Raw genomic sequence first — 19,362 nt, forward strand, 5'->3', positions numbered from 1 at the left:
ACGTCCCTCGACTGCGCTCGGGACAAACGGATGGTGGGACTGGTCCTCAGATCCCTGCGGCCATCATCTTGGCGAGAATGTTCTTCTGCACCTCGTTGGTGCCGCCATAGATCGATTGCGCGCGGCCGAAGAGGAAGACCGACATCGCGTGCTCGCCTTCCTGGCCATAGGGGTGGACCGGATCGTTCGCCGGGCGCGGCAGTGCCGCCGGTCCCGCTATATCCAGCGCCAGTTCGGACACGTCCTGCGACAGCTCGGTGCCGAGCAGCTTCAAGGGCGCGACCAGCCGCATCGCCTCGGCTGACTGGCTCGGTGCCTCGAGTGCGCGCGCCTCGAGTGCGGCCAGCTTGGCGAGCCGCTGCTCGAGCGAATCGAGCCGCTGCGCGATCACCGGATCGTTGATCGGCGGGTTGATGAAATGCTCGACCGAGCTCGCCCATTCGCGCAGGCGGATCAGGTCACCGGTGGTGCGAGCGACCCCGGCAATGCCGGCACGCTCGTTGCCGAGCAGGAACTTGGCATAGGTCCAGCCGTCATTCTCGTTGCCGACGAGGTTCTTCACCGGCACGCGAACGTCGGTGAAGAACACCTCATTGAGGTGATGCATGCCATCGATCGTGCGGATCGGGCGCACCTCGATGCCCGGCGTGTTCATGTCGATGAGCAGGAACGAGATGCCGTTCTGCTGCTTCACCTCGGTATTGGTGCGCACCAGGCAGAAGATCCAGTCGGCCCAGTGGCCCTGCGTGGTCCAGGTCTTCTGGCCGTTGACGACATAATGGTCGCCGTCGCGCACCGCGCGCGTCTTCAGGCTGGCAAGGTCCGATCCCGCGCCCGGCTCCGAATAGCCCTGGCACCAGAAACGGGTGCCGTTGATGATATGCGGCAGATGCTCGGCCTTCTGCTCTTCGGTGCCGAAGGTGTAGATGACCGGGCCGACCATGGTCAGGCCGAACGGGCTGTACGACGGCGCGCCTGCCTTGGTCGATTCATCGGCAAAGATGCGCTTCTTGGCGAGCGACCATTCGCAGCCGCCATATTGCTTGGGCCAGCCGGGGGCGCCCCAGCCGCGCTTGGCCTTGACGCCCTGCCACCAGGCGGTCAGTTCCTTGCTGCTATTGGCAAAGCCGTCTGCGGCGAAGCGCTTTTCGGGCGGCAGCTCGGCATCGAGAAACGCGCGAACCTCGGCGCGGAAGCTCTCCAGGTCTTCGTCTTCGGTCATGATCCTCACCTTGTCCTGAACGGGATTGTTGGGCGCTAATCTGCACCCCCATCACCCAAATGCAAGCCGCGATGCCAAGAAACTGACGCATTGGCGCGATAGCATGATAGGCTTGGCAATGCGGTACCGGAGCTGACGCTACGGCGCACTAAGGTCAGGCGAAAGGACGCAGGAAATGGGCAATTCGGCACCCGGCGCGCAGCCGGTCGACAGCAGCGATCCCTATGCCCGGCTGGAACAGACATTCCCGGTGCTGAGCGAGGACATGGCTGGCCGAATCGCGCGTTTCGGGCATCGCGAGACGCTGGCCGACGGCGATCATGTCTTCCATCGCGGCGAGCGCGGGGTCGATTTCTTCCTCGTGCACACCGGAGAGATCGAGATCATCGACCATGGCGATCATGGCGAGGAGGGCATCGTCCACCGCCATTGCGCGCGCCAGTTCACCGGCGAGCTCGACCTGTTCAACGACCGCAAGATCCTGGTCAGCGGACGCGCGGTGGGGCCGACCGAGGTGATCCGGGTTCCGCGCCCCGATTTCCGCCGGCTGATCGTCGCCGAACCCGATATCGGCGAGATCATCATGCGCGCCTTCATCCTGCGCCGCGTCGCGCTGATGCAGCATCAGCAGGGTGCGGTGACGCTGGTCGGCCCGGCGCGCAGCGCCGATACGGTGCGGATCAACGCGTTCCTGACGCGCAACGGCTATCCGCACCGCACGATCGATTCGACGGCCGATCCCGATGCGGCGGCGTTTCTCGAAGGCTTCGGCCTCAGCGATGCCGACCTGCCGGTGGTGATTTCCGAAGAGCAAATCCTGCGCAACCCCAGCACGCACGATCTGGCCGATGCGCTCGGCGTCGCGGTGGCGATCGACCAGCAGCGGCTGCACGACCTGATCGTGGTGGGCGCAGGGCCGGCGGGGCTGGCGGCGGCGGTCTATGCTGCATCCGAAGGGCTCGACACGCTGATCGTCGAATCGACCGCACCCGGCGGTCAGGCGGGGACGAGCAGCAAGATCGAGAATTATCTGGGCTTTCCCACCGGCATCTCTGGCCAGGCGCTGGCGGGACGCGCGCAGGTGCAGGCGCAGAAATTCGGCGCGCGGCTCGCGGTCTCGCGCGCGGCGACCGGGCTCGATTGCAGCGGCGGTCATTTTCGGCTGCAGCTCGAGGACGGCACGGTGGCCGAGGCGCGCGCGGTGGTCGCGGCGACCGGCGCGCGCTATCGCAAGCTCGACCTGCCCGACTATGCCCGATTCGAAGGCGCGGGCGTCTATTATGCCGCGACCGCGATGGAGGCCCAGCTCTGCGCCGACCGGGCGGTCGTGGTGGTCGGCGGCGGCAACTCTGCGGGGCAGGCGGCGGTCTACATGTCGCGCTTTGCCGCGCATGTGCACATCCTCGTGCGCAGCGAAGGGCTGGCCGCGACCATGTCGAGCTATCTGATCGACCGGATCATGGCATCGGATGCGATCACGCTGCACCCGTTCAGCGAGGTCTGTGCGCTGTCGGGCGACACCCATCTGGAAGGGCTCGCCTGGCGCGACCGGCGCAGCGGCGAGGAGACGCGGATCGAGGCGGGCGCGCTGTTCGTGATGATCGGCGCGCAGCCGTGTTCGGACTGGCTGCAGGGCTGCGCCAATCTCGACGAGGCGGGGTTCATCCTGACCGGCGACGGCTGCTCACCGTTCGAGACCAGCCGCCCCGGCCTGTTCGCAGTCGGCGATGTCCGCTCGGGCTCGGTCAAGCGCGTGGCCTCGGGCGTCGGCGAGGGATCGGTGGTGATCCAGGCGGTCCACCGCTTCATCGAGCGGCAGAAGACCGACGCAATGGGGTGCGGAAACAACTAACTCCTCCCCGAGCTTGTCTCGGGGAGGGGGACCGCCGACCAGAGGTCGGTGGTGGAGGGGAGGCGAGATGGCATATCGATCCATCGGCTCACTATCCCGCTGCCCCTCCACCACGCTGCTGCGCAGCGCGGTCCCCCTCCCCCAGCAAGCTGTGGGAGGATTTGATGGTCACCGATCCTTATATTCCGGTGCGCGCTTCTCCATGAACGCACGGCGCGCCTCGGCATAATCCTCGGTCATGCTGAGCAGGATCTGCTGCCGGTCCTCGAGCGCGAGCGCGGCTTCGAAGCCCGGCGCGTCGATATTGCGGTTCAGCGCATCCTTGCTGAGCCTGAGGCCCATCGGGCTCGCCAGCAGCATGTCGGCGGCGAGCGCCTCGGCCCTGGCGAGCATGTCCTCGGGCGCGGCAATCTCGCTGACGAACCCGGCGGCCAGCGCGCGCTCGGCGCCGACGAAGCGGCCCGACAGGATCATCTCGGCGGCGAGCGAGCTGCCCACCAGCCGCGGCAGGAAATAGCTCGACCCCATGTCGCAACCGCCAAGTCCGATGCGGATATAGGCGGCGTTCATGCGGAAATCGGGGGTGCAATAGCGCACGTCGCTTGCGAGCAGCAGCGACATGCCGCCGCCGCACGCCGCGCCTTGCGCACAGGCGATGATCGGCTGCGGGCAGGCGCGCATCAGCTGCATCACCGTCGCGATCGCGCGCTGGGTGCGCCAACCGCCATGCACCGCGCCTTCGTCCTCGCGCTGCGTCCAGCCCTTGAGGTCGAGCCCGGCGCAGAACGCCCGGCCCTCGGCGCGCAGGATGACGACACGGACTGCGTGCCGCTCTACCAGGCCCCGAAAATAGTCCTGCAGCGCCATGATCATCGGCTCGTCCATCGCATTGAGCGCTTGCGGACGGTTGAGCGTCACGGTCTCGACCGCGCCCTGGGTGGTGATCACAATCGGGTTGCTCATCGGCCCTTGTCCTCTCATGGCGTCCTCTCCTGCCGCCAGATGCCCCGTAATGGGCCGCAGCGGTCTTGCGATGGTTAATCCGGTTTCAAGCTTCTGCTCGCCGGGCTAGACGCCATGGCCTGCCGAAAATGGCAATCCGACGTCAACCAGAAAGGTGTCCTGCCGCAATGCTGTCCTCGATCACCCAGCGCCTGAGGGGCCGGTCCGCCGGTGAGATCGTGCGGCTGATCGGGCACAATATCGTCTATCATGCCCGCGCCATGACCCCCCAGGCGCGGCAGCGGGACCGCAGCTTCCAGGCGTTCGACGAGCAATGGGGCACCGATACCTTCGCGATGCGCGAGCTGCACACGCTCAGCGTCGATCCGGCGCTTGCGGCGCATGCCCGGCGCTATCAGGCGAGCAACGGCGCCAACATGCCGACCTGGTTCGCTGACCTGAAGGTGGATTTCGCGCGCACCGCGTTCATCGATTATGGCTGCGGCAAGGGTCGCGCGGTGCTCGAGGCGGCGCGCTTCCCCTTCGCCCGCGCGATCGGCGTCGAATTCGCGCCCGAGCTGGTCGATATCGCGCTCAGCAACCGCGACATCATGGCGGGCAAGGGCGCGCTCTCCGCGCCGACGCAGTTCCTGTGCATGGATGCGGCGCGCTACCAGCCGCCTGCCGATCTCGATCTGGTCTGCTTCTTCTACGATCCTTTCGACGATAGCGTGATGGCGCCGGTGGTCGACAGGCTCACCGCGCTGACCCAGCCGGTATCGGTCATCTATCTGGAGCCCCATTGCATCGGGCAGTTCCGCCGGTCGGGCCATTGGGCCGAGGGGCAAAGCGTGGACAATCTGGTGCTGCGCAATCCGGCTGCCCAGGCGCTCTGACGCTGCGGCAGATGGCGCCCGGATACCGTGGTTAATCGGCATCTCATCTTCGAAATCATGATCTTAAGTCGTCATCCACTTGCCTTTTGTCTGTGCCAATGCTTAACATCGAACCAGGGGCGAGGTTTGCTGATTTCATAATGAAGCGGTTTATCCTTGCGGGATTTCGCGCTGGACGATCGTCCGGTTTCAGCCGTCTGTGATCCGGTGCACATTGCCGGATCGGGGTGCTGCTAACCGGTCGTTCCCGCACGGATTCCCGACGTTCCGAGGCGGGGTCGCACCCTCTCAATCCCTTCGGGGTAGTGGAACATTTGAACCGCATGGCGATGTGGCGGACTTGGGGCAGAATGCGCGGTCGGCAGGCCGTGATGGCCCGTGCGTGCCTTTCAGCTTTCGGGGCAGCCTTGCTGCTTCCCGCGCCGCTGGCAGCGCAGGCGCTGCCTGGCGCCGTGCGCCCTCCCGCCGGAACGTTCGAGCGCGAGAACCGCGCCGCCGAGGTGCCGCTTTCGACCCCACGCACCCCCTTCACCATCGATCGCCCGCGCACCGACCCGAACAGCGTCGACGATACCCAAAAGGTGCGCGTCACGAAATTCCGCATCACCGGCTTCAACTATCTTGACGAGGATCGGCTGCAGGCGCCGCTCAAGCCGTTCCTGGGCCAGGATCTGACGCTCGCCGACATCTATCGCGCCGCCGACCTGCTCACCCGCGTCTATGCCGACGCCGGTTTTGCATTGTCCTTCGCCATCGTGCCCGAACAGGAGGTGAAGGACGGGGTTGTCGTGCTGCAGGTGGTCGAGGGCAGCGTCGATGCGCTCGAAATCCAGCTCAAGTCGAGCGCCGGACTGGTCGGCAAGACCCGGCTGACCGAGATGGTGCGTCGCCGCTTCACCCCGCTGATCAAGCGCGGGCCGGTGATGGTCGACGAGCTGGAACGCGCGATCCTGACCACGGGCGATCTGGGCGGCATCGACGTGTCGGTCGTCGTGCGCCCTTCGGAGGCGACGCCGGGTGCGGCCAATCTGCTGGTCGTGGTCAATCTCGATCCGCTCGAGGTCGAAGCACAGTTCGACAATCGCATTCGCGACAATCTGGGCGAGCGCCGCTATCGCGCCGGGGCGACCGCCAATTCGGTGCTGGTGCCGGGCGATCAACTGGTGGCCGATGTCCGCGCGACGCTGCCGACCGACGGCTTCGTTTCGGGCTTCGTCCAATACAGCGCGCCGATTACCGATGACGGGCTGACGGGCACGGTCAGCTATTCGCGCGCCCGGTCGCGCGCAGTCCGCGGTTTCCTGTCGATCCTGCAATTCCGCGGCGAGGAAGAGGTGATCCGCGCAGGGCTCAGCTATCCGCTTCGCCGAACGCGCAATTCCAGCCTGATCGTCGGGCTGGAAGGCACCGCGATCAATTCGGACAGCGGCATTTTCGGCGTCACGCTGATCGACGATCGCAGCCGCTTCTACGAGCTTTACGGCAGCGATGACTGGGCCGCCGCCGATGGCAGCGTCGGGCTGTTCCGGCTGGGATTGTCGCAAGGGATCAACGGTCTGGGCGCGACCGGGCGGTTCAATCCGCTGCGCAGCCGGACGCAGGGCGATCCCGAATTCACCGCGCTCAACGGCTCGCTGGTGTGGACCGCGCCGCTCTATGGAACGGCGCGCGTGCGGGTGAATGCCGAAGCGCAGATCGGTCTGAATGGCGGCGCTTCGGCCTCGCGCGAGTGCAATTTCGGCGGCGACCAGTTCGGCCGCGCCTATGATTACGGTGCGGCGGGCGGCGACCATTGCATCAATGTCGCGATGGAAGTGAACGATCGGCTGAGCGTCGGCGGCGTGACCGTCCAGCCCTTCCTGTTCGTCGATGCGGGCATATTGCGTCAGAGCGGGCGGCTCGATTTCGCCGAGCTGCGCGTGACGGAACTGTGGTCGGCCGGTGGCGGATCGCGCATCGCGCTGCCCTACGGCCTGTTCGGTGAAATCTATGCTGCCTGGCCCGGCAAGTCGCGCTTCACTCCCGATGGCAGCAGCGATCCGCGCATCTTCTTCTCGATCGGAGCGACGCGATGAGCCTGTATCGCAAACGGGGCCAGGGGGCACGGACGATGCCGGGTTGGCGCGTCGCATTGCGGACCGGCGCGGCGGGGCTTGCGATTGCCTCGGCGCAGGCCGCCTATGCCAATCCCAGCGGCGGCCAGGTGGTGGCCGGCCAGGCGACAATCAATGGCCAGGGCACCGACCGGGTGCGGATCGACCAGTCGAGCGACCGGGTGGTCATCAACTGGGACAATTTCTCGATCGGCCTCGGCCAGGGCGTCGATTTCCGCCAGCCCAACGCGCGCTCGGTCGCGCTCAACCGCGTCACCGGGCCCGAGATCAGCCAGATCCTGGGCGAGCTCACCGCCAATGGGCAGGTGTATCTCATCAACGGCAACGGCATCGTCTTCGGCAAGGATGCCAGGGTCGATGTCGCAGGGCTTGTCGCGACCAGCGCCGATATCGGCAACGAGGCGTTCATGGCGGGCGGGGCACTGCGCTTCGGCACGCCGGGCCGTAGCGGTGCGAAGATCCTCAACCATGGCAGCATCACCGTGCGCGATGCGGGCATCGCCGCATTCGTCGCGCCGCAGGTGGCCAATGACGGCATCATCACCGCGCATATGGGCCGCATCGCCTTTGGCGGCGCGCAGGCTTTCACGCTCGACCTGCATGGCGACAATCTGATCCGCTTCCAGGTCGGCGATGCGGTGACCAGGCTCGATGACAAGGGCGCGCTGGTCGGGATCGACGGCGTGGTCGATGCGCGCGGCGGATCGGTGCTGATCACGGCATCGGCGGCGCGCGATCTGGTCAACCAGTCGGTGCGCGTCGGCACGCCCCAGGCCGCGAACATGCAGGTCGGCGCGGACGGCAAGGTCTCGCTGGTCGCGGCCAAGGTCGCGATTACCGCGCCGGGCGAGGTGCAGGTCGGCAAGAATGTCGCGATGGACCTTTCGTCGGCGACCAATGCTGTCGCGACAGGCAGCAGCAAGGGCAAGGGCAGCAAGAGCCAGGACAACCAGAGCAATATCGGCTGGGTCGGATCGCTGAACGGCGATACCAGCGCACCGGGTCACGCGATGGCGGCCAGCGGCACTGGCGGCACGCTGACGATCAGCGCGGCGCGCACGCTGCTCGACGGCACGATCAACCTCGACGGCAGCAAGACGGGCGGCTCCGCGCATATTACCGGCAGCGATTTCCTGTCCTTCGGCTCGATTCTTTCGGCAAGCGGAGCCGATGCGGGCGGCAAGATCCAGCTCGATGCCGGCGGCTTCTCGCTCGCCGGACGGATCACGGTCAACGCCGCGCTCGGCAAGGGCGGCAATGTCGACATCAGGGCCACGCGCCGTGCGATCGATACCGGCGATGCGTTCATCGACGCGAGCGGGCTGCACGGCGGCACGATCCGCTATGTCTCGGACAGTCAGATCATCTCTTCGGGCAAGTTCCGCGCCTCGGGCAGCCATGGCTTTGGCGGCGCTATCGATGTCAGCGCGCCCAGGCTCGACCTGTTCTCGGCGCAATTCTATGCCCAGGGCGGTATCCGCGGCGGCCGGGTGCGGCTGGGCGGAGAGTTCCAGGGCGGCAAGGATCTGGCCGCCGACGAACTGCCCAATGCGCTCAGGCTGGTGGCGACCGATGCGGTGACGATCGACGTTTCCGCCATCGGCATGCGCGGCAATGCGGGCGAGATCGTCATCTGGTCCGACGAGAAGACGACGTTCCTTGGCAATGCCATCGCGCGCGGCGGTCTGGTCGGCGGCATTGGCGGGCAGATCGAGATTTCGGGCAAGGAAACGCTGGTCTATCGCGGCACGGTGGAAACCGCGCGCGACGGCCAGCGCGGCGGCACGCTGCTGCTTGACCCCAAGAACATCATCATCGCCGACGCCAGCAATGCGCCCAGCCAGTACGGGCTGGTGCTGCAGGCCTTTGCCAGCAGTTTTCCGGGGCCGGTCGTGCCGCCGCCGGGGCTGGAGGCGGGGGATGGTGCCGACCTGTCGGTTTCGCTCGATGGCAACCGCCTGGCGCTTGGCGTGCGCGGCGACGATGGGGCCGGCAATGCCGTTGCCAATGCTGGCGCGGTCTATCTGTTCAGCTTCGCCGATGCCAAATTCGCCGCGCCGGTGCTCAGTGCGGTCATCGGATCGGGCTATAGCGGCGGCAAGAATCTCTCGGTCGCCACGCTGGAGGCGGATGACATTTTCGGTCATTCGGTATCGCTCGATGGGAACCGGCTGGCGGTTTCGGCACGCGGGGACGACGGCGTTGCCAATGGCAGCGGCGATGCGGGCGCGGTCTATCTGTTCACCTTTGCCGATGCGGCCTTTACCGGCGGGCAGCTGCGCAGCGTGCTGGGCGCTGGCTATAGCGGCGGTTCCAATTTCTCGGTCGCCAATCTGGAGGCCGGAGACCTTTTCGGGCAGAAGATATCGCTCGACGGCAGCCGGCTGGCGGTCGGGGCGATGTTCGACGACGGCGTGGGCAATGCCGTGCTGGATGGCGGCGCGGTGTATCTGTTCACCTTCGCCGACGAGGTCTTTTCCACCCCCAGTCTCGCCGGGGTTATCGGCCAGGGCTATGCCAGCCTGCCCAATGACGTATCGATCACGCTGGATGCCGAAGACCTTTTCGGCGGCGGCGTATCGCTCGATGGCAACCGGCTTGCCGTCGGGGCCTATGGCGATGACGGCCAGGGGAACAGCCTTGTCGGCGGCGCGGTCTATCTGTTCAGCTTCGCCGATGCGAGTTTCGGCGGTGCCGTGCTGGAAGGCAGGATCGGTGGGGGCTATACCGGCCCCAAGGATTTCAACCTTCCCAATCTCGATGGTATCGGGCGCGATCATTTCGGCGAGGCGGTGTCGCTCGACGGCAATCGGCTGGCCATTCTCGCAAGGCTGGACGACGGTGTCGGCGACACCGTAGCCGATTCCGGTGCGGTCTATCTGTTCAGCTTTGCAGACCAGCTTTTCTCTACACCGGTCCTCGAAGCCAGGATCGGCATCAATTATGACAGCCTGGGGGGACAGAACCGGTCGATCCTGGGGATGGAGCCCGGTGATACCATCAGCGATATCGCGCTGAACGGACGCCGTCTCGCCATCGCCATGTCGAATGACGACGGGCGCGCCAACCTGCTGACCGATTCTGGCGCGGTCTATCTGTTCACCTTTGGCGACGATCTGTTCTCCGACGCAGAGCAGGTCGGCATTCTGGGGGCAGGCTATACATCGCTTTTCGGTCTGTCGTTGCTGGACACCGGCCTGGAAGAGCAGGACAATTTCGCCACGGCGGTCTCGCTGGACGGCAACCGGCTGGCGGTCGGTGCGCGGTTCGACGATGGCGCGACCAACACCAGGCTCGATTCCGGTGCCGTCTATCTCTTCACCTTCGGCGATGCGCAATTCGGTGCGCCGGTGCTGCAGTCTATCATCGGATCGGGCTATAGCGGCGGCAGGAACATCGCGGTCGGGCAGCTGGATGCGGACGATCTTTTCGGCTCGTCTGTCGCGCTCGACGGATTGCGGCTGGCGGTCGGGGCGATCGGCGACGACGGCACCGCGAACAGCACGGGCAATGCTGGCGCGGTCTATCTCTTCACCTTTGCCGATGCCTCGTTCTCGGATGGCGTCCTGCGGCGCGTGCTCAACTTCGAAAGCTTTACCGGCGGGCCGATCAATGGTGAAGGGGCCCTGTTCGGCAATGCAGTCGCACTGTCGGGCAATATCCTTGCGGTGGGTGCGCCGGGCGACAACGGCTTTGGCGCATCGGACATCGAGGCCGGTGCGGTCCATATCTTCGATCTGGGCGATGCAAGCTTCCTCGCCACCCCGCAGCGGCTGGCCACGCTGGGCAAGTCCTACGGATCGGCCGGCCCCAACGATATCAGCGTGCTCGATCTCGAAGCCGGAGACCGGTTCGGCACATCGCTCTCGCTCGATGGCCTGCGCCTGGCCATCGGCGCGCCGAACGACGACGGGGGAGGCACCCCCATCTTCGATTCGGGCGCGGTCTATGTCTACAGCTTTGCGGCCGGCGATTTCAGCGGCGGCGCGCTGGAAGCGCGGCTGGGGACATTCTATTCCGGCCTGAACGATTTCGACATCAATGGCGCTCCGGGGGATTTCTTCGGTCAGTCGGTCGCGCTCCGCGGTCTGCAGCTCGTGGTCGGCGCGGTGGGCAATGACGGTCGCAACGGCACGCAGAACGATGCCGGGGCGGTCTATCTGTTCACGGCCTCGTCCGGCTTTACCGATATCAATCAGGCCGGGATCATCGGTGCCGACTATCTTGCCGCACCGCGCGATTTCGACCTCAAGCTGGCCAAGGGCGAGCAGTTCGGCGCGGCGGTCGCGTTCGACGGCGACCGGCTGGTGGTCGGCGCATCGAACAATGCGGGCAGGAACAACAGCGCACCGGGATCGGGTGCCGCCTATCTGTTCACCTTTGCCGACACCGGTTTCGGCAATATCCGGCTGATCGACAAGCTGGGGGCGGGCTATGCCGGGCTCAGCACCCTGTCTGTTCCCGGGCTCAGGCCGGGGGACGAATTCGGTTTCGCCGTGTCACTCGACGGCAACCGGCTTGCGGTCGGGGCGCCTGGCGATGGTGGTGCGTTTGACAGCCTGATCTTCTCCGGTGCGGTCTATCTGTTCAGCTTTGCCGATCAGGCGTTCGGCGCGCCTGTGCTCGAAGCGATTATCGGGCAGGGCTATAGCGGCGGCAAGAATCTGTCGGTGCCGATCAACGGCCTGGAACAGTTCGGCGCATCGGTTTCGCTCGATGGGCTGCAACTGGCGGTCGGCGCGCCCGGCAATGCGGGCGCGCTGGGCTCGACAAGTTCCGCAGGCGCCGTCTATCTCTTCAATTTCACCGACCCGCTTTTCTCCGGAGGCTCGCTGCAGGCGACCATCGGTCTGGGCTATACCGGCACCCGGGACATCGATCTGTCGCAACTCGCAACGGACGACGGCTTTGGCCGGTCGGTAGCGCTCAGCGGAACGCGGCTTGCGGTGGGGGCGCCGGGCGATGACGCGCTGAATGATACCGCTGCGGGCTCGGGCGCGGTCTATCTGTTCACCTTCGCCGACGCCCAGTTCACCAGTGGCGTCTTGGAAGGCACGATCGGATTCGGCTATTCGGCTGGCGCCAAGGACCTGGACATCAACCGGCCCGACACGCAGCTCCAGGCGGGCGACGCCTTTGGCACCAGCGTGGCGTTCGATGGCCTGAACCTGTTCGTGGGTGCGCCGGGGGATCGGGGGGCCGCCGACAATCTGGTGAATGCCGGTGCGGTCTACGGCATCACCTTCACCAATTCGGCCTTCGATTTGCCCCAGCTGGTCCGCATCATCGGATCGGGGTTCGCCGAACCCGGTGATACCGATGTTTCGTTTCTTGGCAGCTCCGACCAGTTCGGAACGGCGGTATCCGCCTCGGCAGGATTGCTGGTCGTCGGCGCGCCGGGCGATGGCGGAGCCAACGATTCGGTCCCGAGTTCGGGCAAGGCCTATCTGTTTTCGCTGTCGAACGGCACCTATACCCAGACGGGCGCCATCGGCAGGGGCTATGGCGGCGATCTGGATCTGCCGCTGGGCCAGCTGGCAGTTGGCGACGGTTTCGGCAATTCGCTCTCGCTCAACCAGAACCGGCTTGTCGTCGGCGCGTCGGGCGACATGGGCGCGGACAACAGCGATTTCGGGTTCGGCGCGGTCTATCTGTTCGCGTTCACCGGCAGCAATTTTGCCGGTCTTTCGTTCGAAGGGACCTTTGGTCGCGGTTATGGCAGCCTCAAGAACATTGCAGTGCCACAGCTGTCCACCAACGACCGCTTCGGCAGCGCGGTCTCGCTGACGGGCGATCTGCTTGCGATCGGCGCGCCCGGCGACCGCTCGGCCGGGGGCACGGGGAGCGATATCGGCGCGGTCTATCTGTTCACCTTCGCCGGTGCCGATTTTGCCACGCCCACGCTCAAGGGCATATTGGGCAAAGGCTATACCGGCGGCGGCAATTTCGACGTCGCAGCCTTGCAGGACGGCGATCGGTTCGGCAGCAGCGTCTCGCTCGGCGGGTTCAATCCCGATCTGCTGGCGGTCGGAGCACCGGGAGACGATGGCGCCGACGACCTGTCGACCGATGCGGGGGCGGTCTATCTCTTCCGGTTCGATTCCGGCCTGAACAATCCGGTGCTGGAGGCGACGATCGGCCGCGATTATGGCGGCGGAAAGAATGTCGGACTGCTCAACCTGGGGGCGGGCGACGCGTTCGGCAGCGCGGTGTCGCTGCGCTTCGATCAGCTCGTTGTCGGGGCTCCCGGCGATGATGGCGGGTCGAACAATTTTGTCGATTCGGGCGCGGTCTATGCGCTCAAATTCTCGAACACCATCGATTTCAGCGGCTCGGTTCCGGTGTTCAACTATTTCGAATCGGGCAGCCTGATCGGCGTCTATGGCGCGGACTATTCGGGCACCGACCTGCTGGCGATCGGCAATCTGGAGGCGGGCGACCGCTTTGGCAGCTCGGTGTCGCTCGACGGTCTCAACCTGGCCGTCGGGGCTGTGGGCGATGACGGGTTCAGCAACGCGCTCGGCGATGCAGGCGCGGTCTATCTGCTGAACTTTGCCGACACCAATTTCGGATCACCGACGCTGCTCGGCACGCTCGGCAGCGGCTATACCGGCGTGCCGAGCGACTTTTCGGTGGGCGAGCTTGACGGCGCCAACGGCTTTGGCGCCTCGGTTTCCCTGCTGAACAACCGGCTGGCCGTGGGCGCGCCGGGCGACAGCGGTTTTTCCGGCGGCGGCCTCGATCGCGGTGCGGCCTTCCTGTTTGCCTTTGCCGGTGCCACGCTGGAAAGCCCCACGCTGGAGGCCGTGATCGGCTCGGGCTATATCGGATCCACCGCCCTGCCGGTCGTCGGCCTGTATGACGGCACCCGCTTCGGTTCGGCGATCGCGCTCGATACCACCCGGCTGATCGTCGGAGCGGCGGGCGACAGCGGCAACGGCATCGGTCCGTCGACCGGGGCTGCCTATCTGTTCAGCTTTGCCGGCCCGGCTTTCGACAATCTTGAACTGTCGGGTGTCATGGGCGGGGCCTATGCCTCCGGCCAGACCCTTTCGCTTACCGCACAGGGCATCAACCGCAGCCAGTCCGAGAATATCGGCCACGCCGTCTCGCTGGACGGCCAGCTGCTCGCCATCGGTTCGCCCTTCGACAATGGCGCGTCCGGCCTCACCGCCGGCGCGGGTGCGGTCTATCTGATCAGCTTCTCGAACGCGCCGGGCCTGAACCTGACGGCACCGGTGCTCGAAGGGGTGATCGGGTCGGGCTATACCGGCGGCAAGAACCTGTCGGTGGCAGGTCTGCAGGCAGGCGACAATTTCGGCGCGTCGGTCTCGCTGTTCGGCTCGTTCCTTGCCGTGGGGGCGCCGGGCGACGATGGCGGGCAGGACGACGTCGCCGATGGCGGTGCCGTCTATACCTTCGCCTTCCAGTCCGGGGCCTTCGAAAACCTCTCGTCGTTCAGCACAGTCGGCAACGGATATGGCGGCGTCAACGATCTCGATATCGCGCTCGAGGCCGGGGACAGGTTCGGCTCTGCCGTCGCCATATCGCTCGCCAACCTGCTGGTCGGGGCACCGTTCGACGATGGCCTGGGCAACGCCGTGGGGGATTCGGGCGCGGTCTATCTGCTGCTGCACAGCCCGTTCGTCGGTGCAGGCGGCGTCATCGGCACCATCGGCTCGGGCTATGCCGGGCTCAACAGCCTGAACCTCGGCGCGCTCGATCCCGGCGACAATTTCGGGGCTGCGCTGTCGGTGGATACCGTGGCGCGGCAGCTCGCCGTCGGCGCACCGCGCGATGCGGGCGCGGGCAATATCGGCGGCAGCCTGAGCGCCATCGGTGCGGTCTACACCTTCACCTTTACCGACAGCCAGGCCAGCGGCGTCGCGCAGGCCGGAGTCATCGGTCGCGGCTATACCGGGGCGAATGACGGCGATCCCGGATCGCTCGACAATGGCGACCTGTTCGGCAGTGCTGTGTCGCTGAATGCCGGGCGGCTGGCAATCGGTGCACCGGGCGATCAGGGCGCGGGCAATATCTTCCAGTTCGGCGCCGGGGCTGTCTATCTTTACGGCTTTGGCAACGCGCAGCTGGTCAGCCCTGTCCAGCGGTCGATCATCGGCAATGGTTATGTCGGCACGAACAACGGGGCGCAGCTGATCTCGGTGCCCGTGGAACAGGACGACAGTTTCGGCGCCGCCGTCTCGCTTTTCGGCAACAGCCTCGCGGTCGGTTCGCCGGGGGACGATGGCCCCGGCAACAGCCAGCCGAACAGCGGCGCAGTCCAGTTCTTCCAGTTCAGCGATTCCCTGTTCACCACCGGCCGCCTGACCGGCACGATCGGCGCCGATTATCGCGCTGCGGTGGGGCTGGATCTGACGGGTCCCGCCGCGCCGTCGTTCGCCCAGCTGGGGGCAGGTGACGGCTTTGGCGCAAGCGTGGCGCTGGACGGGGTTCGGCTGGCGATCGGAGCGGCAGGCGATGACGGATCGATCGATGATCTGAGCAATTCGGGTGCGGTCTATCTTTTCACGTTCACCGATTTCCTGTTCGGGGGGGCGACCCTGCAATCGGTGATCGGCCACGGATATGTCGGCGGGAAGAATCTGTTCGTCACGCAGATCGAGAGCGCAGACGGTTTCGGAACCTCGGTTTCTCTCGACGGCAACCGTCTCGCCGTCGGCGCAATCAATGATGCAGGCGCCGGGAACACCGTCGGTTCTGCCGGCGCCGTCTATCTGTTCAGCTTTTCCAATTCCCAGTTTGCCGGTGGAGCGCTCGAAGCCATTGTCGGCCTGGGCTATTCCGGCGGCAAGAACGTCGCCGTGGCCGATCTGCAGGCCAATGACCGCTTCGGCACGTCGGTTTCGCTCGACGGCAACCGATTGGCGGTGGGAGCCGATGGCGACGACGCCGCAGGCAATCCCCCCTTTCTCGAACGCGAGACCGGCGCGGTCTATCTGTTCACCTTTGCCGATTCGCTGTTCCAGGGCGGCACGCTGCAAGCCATTGTCGGGCTCGGCTTCGACGCTGGGGGCAACGATCTGGACGTCGCGCTCGAAGATTTCGACCGGTTCGGCTGGTCGGTCGCGCTCGACGGGACCCGCTTGGCGGTCGGTGCGCGCGGGGATGATGGCGGCGACAACAGCCTGACCAGCTCGGGTGCGGTCTATCTGTTCACGTTCGCCGATCTTGCCTTTTCCGGCGGGATTCAGCGCGGCATCGTCGGCGCCGGCTATGATGGACCCGGGGATGTCAACACGGCCCTGACGCCGTTCGGTATGGGTTCCGAAAGCCTTCTGGGCTTCTCGGTCTCGCTGGACGGCGACCGACTGGCCATTGGCGCGCCACGGCTCAGCAGTTCTGCCGCCAGCCCCCTCAATTCGGGTGCGGTCTATCTGCTGAGCTTTTCCGACAGCAGTTTCGGCGGCGGTACGGTTTCCGAAATCCTGGGCACGGGGCTGGCGAATTTCGGCACCAATCTCGATTTCGACGTTGCGCTCGATGAGTTCGATTTCTTCGGCTCGGCAGTATCGCTCGACAGCGGCCGACTGGTGGTGGGCGCGCCCGGCGACGACGGCTTCGGCAATCCCGGCAGCGCCGCTGATTCCGGCGCGGTCTATCTCTTCACTTTCACCGATCTCGATTTCGGCGGCGCGGAACTGGTCGGCACGATCGGCTCCGGCTATACGCGCGGCCTGGGCACGGCGGTCGCGGGGCTGGAGCTCGGGGACGGTTTCGGCGCCGCGGTATCGCTCGACGGCAACCGGCTGGCGGTCGGTGCGCCTGGCGATGATGGCGACAGCATCAACGTTCCCGATGCCGGTGCGGTCTATCTCTTCTCCTTTGCCAATGCCGATTTTGCGGCACCGGTTTTGCAGGGCATCGTCGGGCGCGGCTATAGCGGGGGCAAGAATATCGCGGTCAGCGAAATGACCGCAGGCTCGGGCTTTGGCAGCGCGGTATCGCTCGATGGAACCCGGCTTGCGGTCGGCGCGCCAGGCGATCGCGGCGTGGCGCGCGGTGTCGCGAATGCCGGCGCCGTCTACCTGTTCATCTTTACCGACACCGACTTCAACAGCGGCAGCCTGCTCGGCCAGATCGGCCTGGGCTATGCCGGCGGAAACAATCTGGGCGTCAGCCTCGATGCTGACGACAGGTTCGGCAGTGCAGTGTCGCTGTCGGGCACCCAGCTGGCCGTGGGGGCGCCGGGCGATGATGGCGCTGGCAATTCGGTGGCCGATAGCGGTGCGGTTTATTTGATCACCTTTACCGATCCGGCGCTGTTCGGCGCGTCGCTGGCAGGAACCATCGGCCGCGGCTATACGGGCAGCAACGACCTCGACCTCACGATACTGGACAGCGCGGACCGCTTCGGCGCATCGCTCTCGCTCGACGGGTTGCGACTGGCCGTGGGCGCGACCGGCGATGATGGTGCCCTTAACGGCAGCGCCAGCACGGGTGCGGTGCATCTGTTCACCTTCGCCGACAATGCCTTTGCGACACCGACGCTCGCCCGCACGCTGGGCGTGGACTATGCCGGGGCCAATGGGGTGCCCATGCTGGACAATGGCGATCTTTTCGGGTCGGCTGTGGCGCTGCGCGGCGAGATCCTGGCGGTCGGCGCGCCGGGCGATCGCGGCGCCGGCAACGAGCAGGCGGGTGTCGGTGCGGCCTATCTCTTCGCCGTGCCCGGCGCGACCTTTGGCAACGACCCCTCGCTCACCTCGCGCATCGGCCGCGGCTATAACGGCCCTTCCGATATCAACTTCGGCCCCACCGGGGTTGCCGACCAATTCGGCAGCGCATTGGCTCTCGATGGCGGCCGGCTGGTGGTGGGCACGCCCGGAGACGACGGTCCCGAAAACCGTGTGGGCAATGCCGGAGCGGTCTATTTCTTCGCGCTGGGCTCGGGCGGGATCCCCGGTCTCGGCTTCGGCGACAATCCGGGAGCGGATGTCACGATCAGCGCCAGCGCGCTTGCCGCGATCCTTTCGGGTGGCACCGGCGTCACGCTTCAGGCGAACAACGACATCACCGTCACAGCGGCGATCCTGGTCGACAATCCCTCGGGCGATGGCGGCGCGCTGACCTTCCAGGCAGGCCGCTCGATCCTGATCAACGCCGGCATTGTCACCGATAATGGAGCGCTTTCTCTGCTCGCCAATGTCGGAACGGGCGCCGGCGTCATCGACAGCTTCCGCGATCCCGGGCCAGCCGAGATCAGCTTCGGCTCCGACGGGTTTGTCGATGCGGGCACCGGCCAGGTCGATATCCGGCTGTTCGACGGGGCCGGGCAGACGAATTTCGATCGCGGGCCGATCACGCTTGGCAACATCACCGCCGGCATCATCAACGTGATCGCCCCGGAAGGCCTAGGCGGTTTTGCCGACGAGGTCGTGATATCGCCAGGCGCGGTGCTCACCGCGAGCGGTGCGGGCGACGCCATAACCGTTGTCAGCAAGCTGTTCACGAACAATGCCGGCCCGGGGGCGTTCAGCCTGACCGGCGGCGGCCGCTTCCGCGTCTATTCCGACGACTATGAAGCGATCACGCGCGGCGGCCTCATCGGGAACAATCTGTACAATCGCAGCTTTGCCGATTCGGTCACGCAGGCCGGCAACCTGTTCATCTTTGCGCGCCAGCCGATCCTGACCTTCACGGCGGACAATCAGACCCGAACCTATGGCCAGGCGGCGCCCACTTATACCTTCCAGGTCAGCGGCCTGGTCAATGGCGATGCCGAAGCCTATGCCTATTCCGGCGCGCCCCGTCTGTTCGACGAAGGTTCCGGCGGGGCAGGGTTCGACGCAATCCGGTTCGATCCGAATACGCTCGCTTCCGAGGTCGGCTACGGCTTTGACTTCGTCAATGGCACGCTGAACACGCTCAAGGCGCTGCTCACGGTGACCGCCAACAATGCCAGCCGCGAATATGGCCTCGACAATCCGATCTTCACCGCGACTTTCTCCGGCTTCGTCAATGGCGACGACGAGTCGGTGGTCAGCGGCCTGCAATTCTCCACGATTGCCGATATTTTCTCGGATGTCGGCAGCTATACGATCACACCATTCGAGGCTTTTGCCGACAATTACGACTTTGATTACGTTCCCGGAACGCTGACGATCACCAAGGCGCTGCTCACGGTCACGGCGGATAGCGCCACGCGCGAATATGGACTTGCAAACCCGGCCTTCACCGGCAGCATCACCGGCTTCCGCAATGGCGATACCGAGAGTGTGATCTCCGGCCTGACCTATGGCACGGTCGCCACCGCAGCAAGCAACGTCGGCACCTATGCCATCACCGGATCGGGGGCGACGGCGACCAACTATG

The 19,362-nt window shown here is 65.7% G+C and carries 6 protein-coding genes; 4 read left to right on the plus strand and 2 right to left on the minus strand.

Going from position 1 to position 19,362, the window contains the following annotated elements; translation table 11 throughout:
* Positions 1 to 46: 46 nt before the first annotated feature.
* On the minus strand, positions 47 to 1,222 hold the full coding sequence (locus AX725_RS01455; protein WP_060979458.1) for an acyl-CoA dehydrogenase family protein: 1,176 nt from the start codon (positions 1,220 to 1,222) through the stop codon (positions 47 to 49).
* A gap of 175 nt (positions 1,223 to 1,397) precedes the next feature.
* On the opposite strand from AX725_RS01455, the gene AX725_RS01460 reads away from it, so the two are divergent.
* Entirely contained in the window at positions 1,398 to 3,074 is a 1,677-nt protein-coding gene (locus tag AX725_RS01460) for an FAD-dependent oxidoreductase (RefSeq protein ID WP_066043791.1), read from the plus strand.
* Positions 3,075 to 3,242: 168 nt separating this feature from the next.
* Here AX725_RS01460 and AX725_RS01465 read toward each other — a convergent pair whose 3' ends face one another.
* Positions 3,243 to 4,037, minus strand: coding sequence for an enoyl-CoA hydratase/isomerase family protein (locus AX725_RS01465; RefSeq protein ID WP_060979460.1), 795 nt, complete (start codon positions 4,035 to 4,037; stop codon positions 3,243 to 3,245).
* Between the two features lie 167 nt (positions 4,038 to 4,204).
* Here AX725_RS01465 and AX725_RS01470 point away from each other — a divergent pair, with 167 nt between their 5' ends.
* From AX725_RS01470 to AX725_RS20810, 3 genes are all read left to right on the plus strand, one after another.
* On the plus strand, positions 4,205 to 4,912 hold the full coding sequence (locus AX725_RS01470) for a class I SAM-dependent methyltransferase (RefSeq protein WP_060979461.1): 708 nt from the start codon (positions 4,205 to 4,207) through the stop codon (positions 4,910 to 4,912).
* A 350-nt stretch (positions 4,913 to 5,262) separates the two neighbouring features.
* The gene (locus AX725_RS01475; protein ID WP_202185037.1) at positions 5,263 to 6,987 is read left to right on the plus strand and encodes a ShlB/FhaC/HecB family hemolysin secretion/activation protein; all 1,725 of its coding nucleotides are present in this window, start codon (positions 5,263 to 5,265) and stop codon (positions 6,985 to 6,987) included.
* Between the two features lie 35 nt (positions 6,988 to 7,022).
* Positions 7,023 to 19,362: MBG domain-containing protein (locus AX725_RS20810; RefSeq protein WP_167348193.1), on the plus strand; the 12,340-nt coding region annotated here is incomplete at its 3' end.

This window comes from Blastomonas sp. CCH9-A1 (genome assembly GCF_001557175.1).
Classification (GTDB): Bacteria; Pseudomonadota; Alphaproteobacteria; order Sphingomonadales; family Sphingomonadaceae; genus Blastomonas; species Blastomonas delafieldii_A.

Coding starts and splice junctions, on each gene's coding strand:
- AX725_RS01470 (WP_060979461.1), top strand. CDS start 4,205: ATGCTGTCCTCGATCACCCAGCGCCTGAGGGGCCGGTCCGCCGGTGAG.
- AX725_RS01465 (WP_060979460.1), bottom strand. CDS start 4,037: ATGAGCAACCCGATTGTGATCACCACCCAGGGCGCGGTCGAGACCGTG.
- AX725_RS01475 (WP_202185037.1), top strand. CDS start 5,263: ATGCGCGGTCGGCAGGCCGTGATGGCCCGTGCGTGCCTTTCAGCTTTC.
- AX725_RS01460 (WP_066043791.1), top strand. CDS start 1,398: ATGGGCAATTCGGCACCCGGCGCGCAGCCGGTCGACAGCAGCGATCCC.
- AX725_RS01455 (WP_060979458.1), bottom strand. CDS start 1,222: ATGACCGAAGACGAAGACCTGGAGAGCTTCCGCGCCGAGGTTCGCGCG.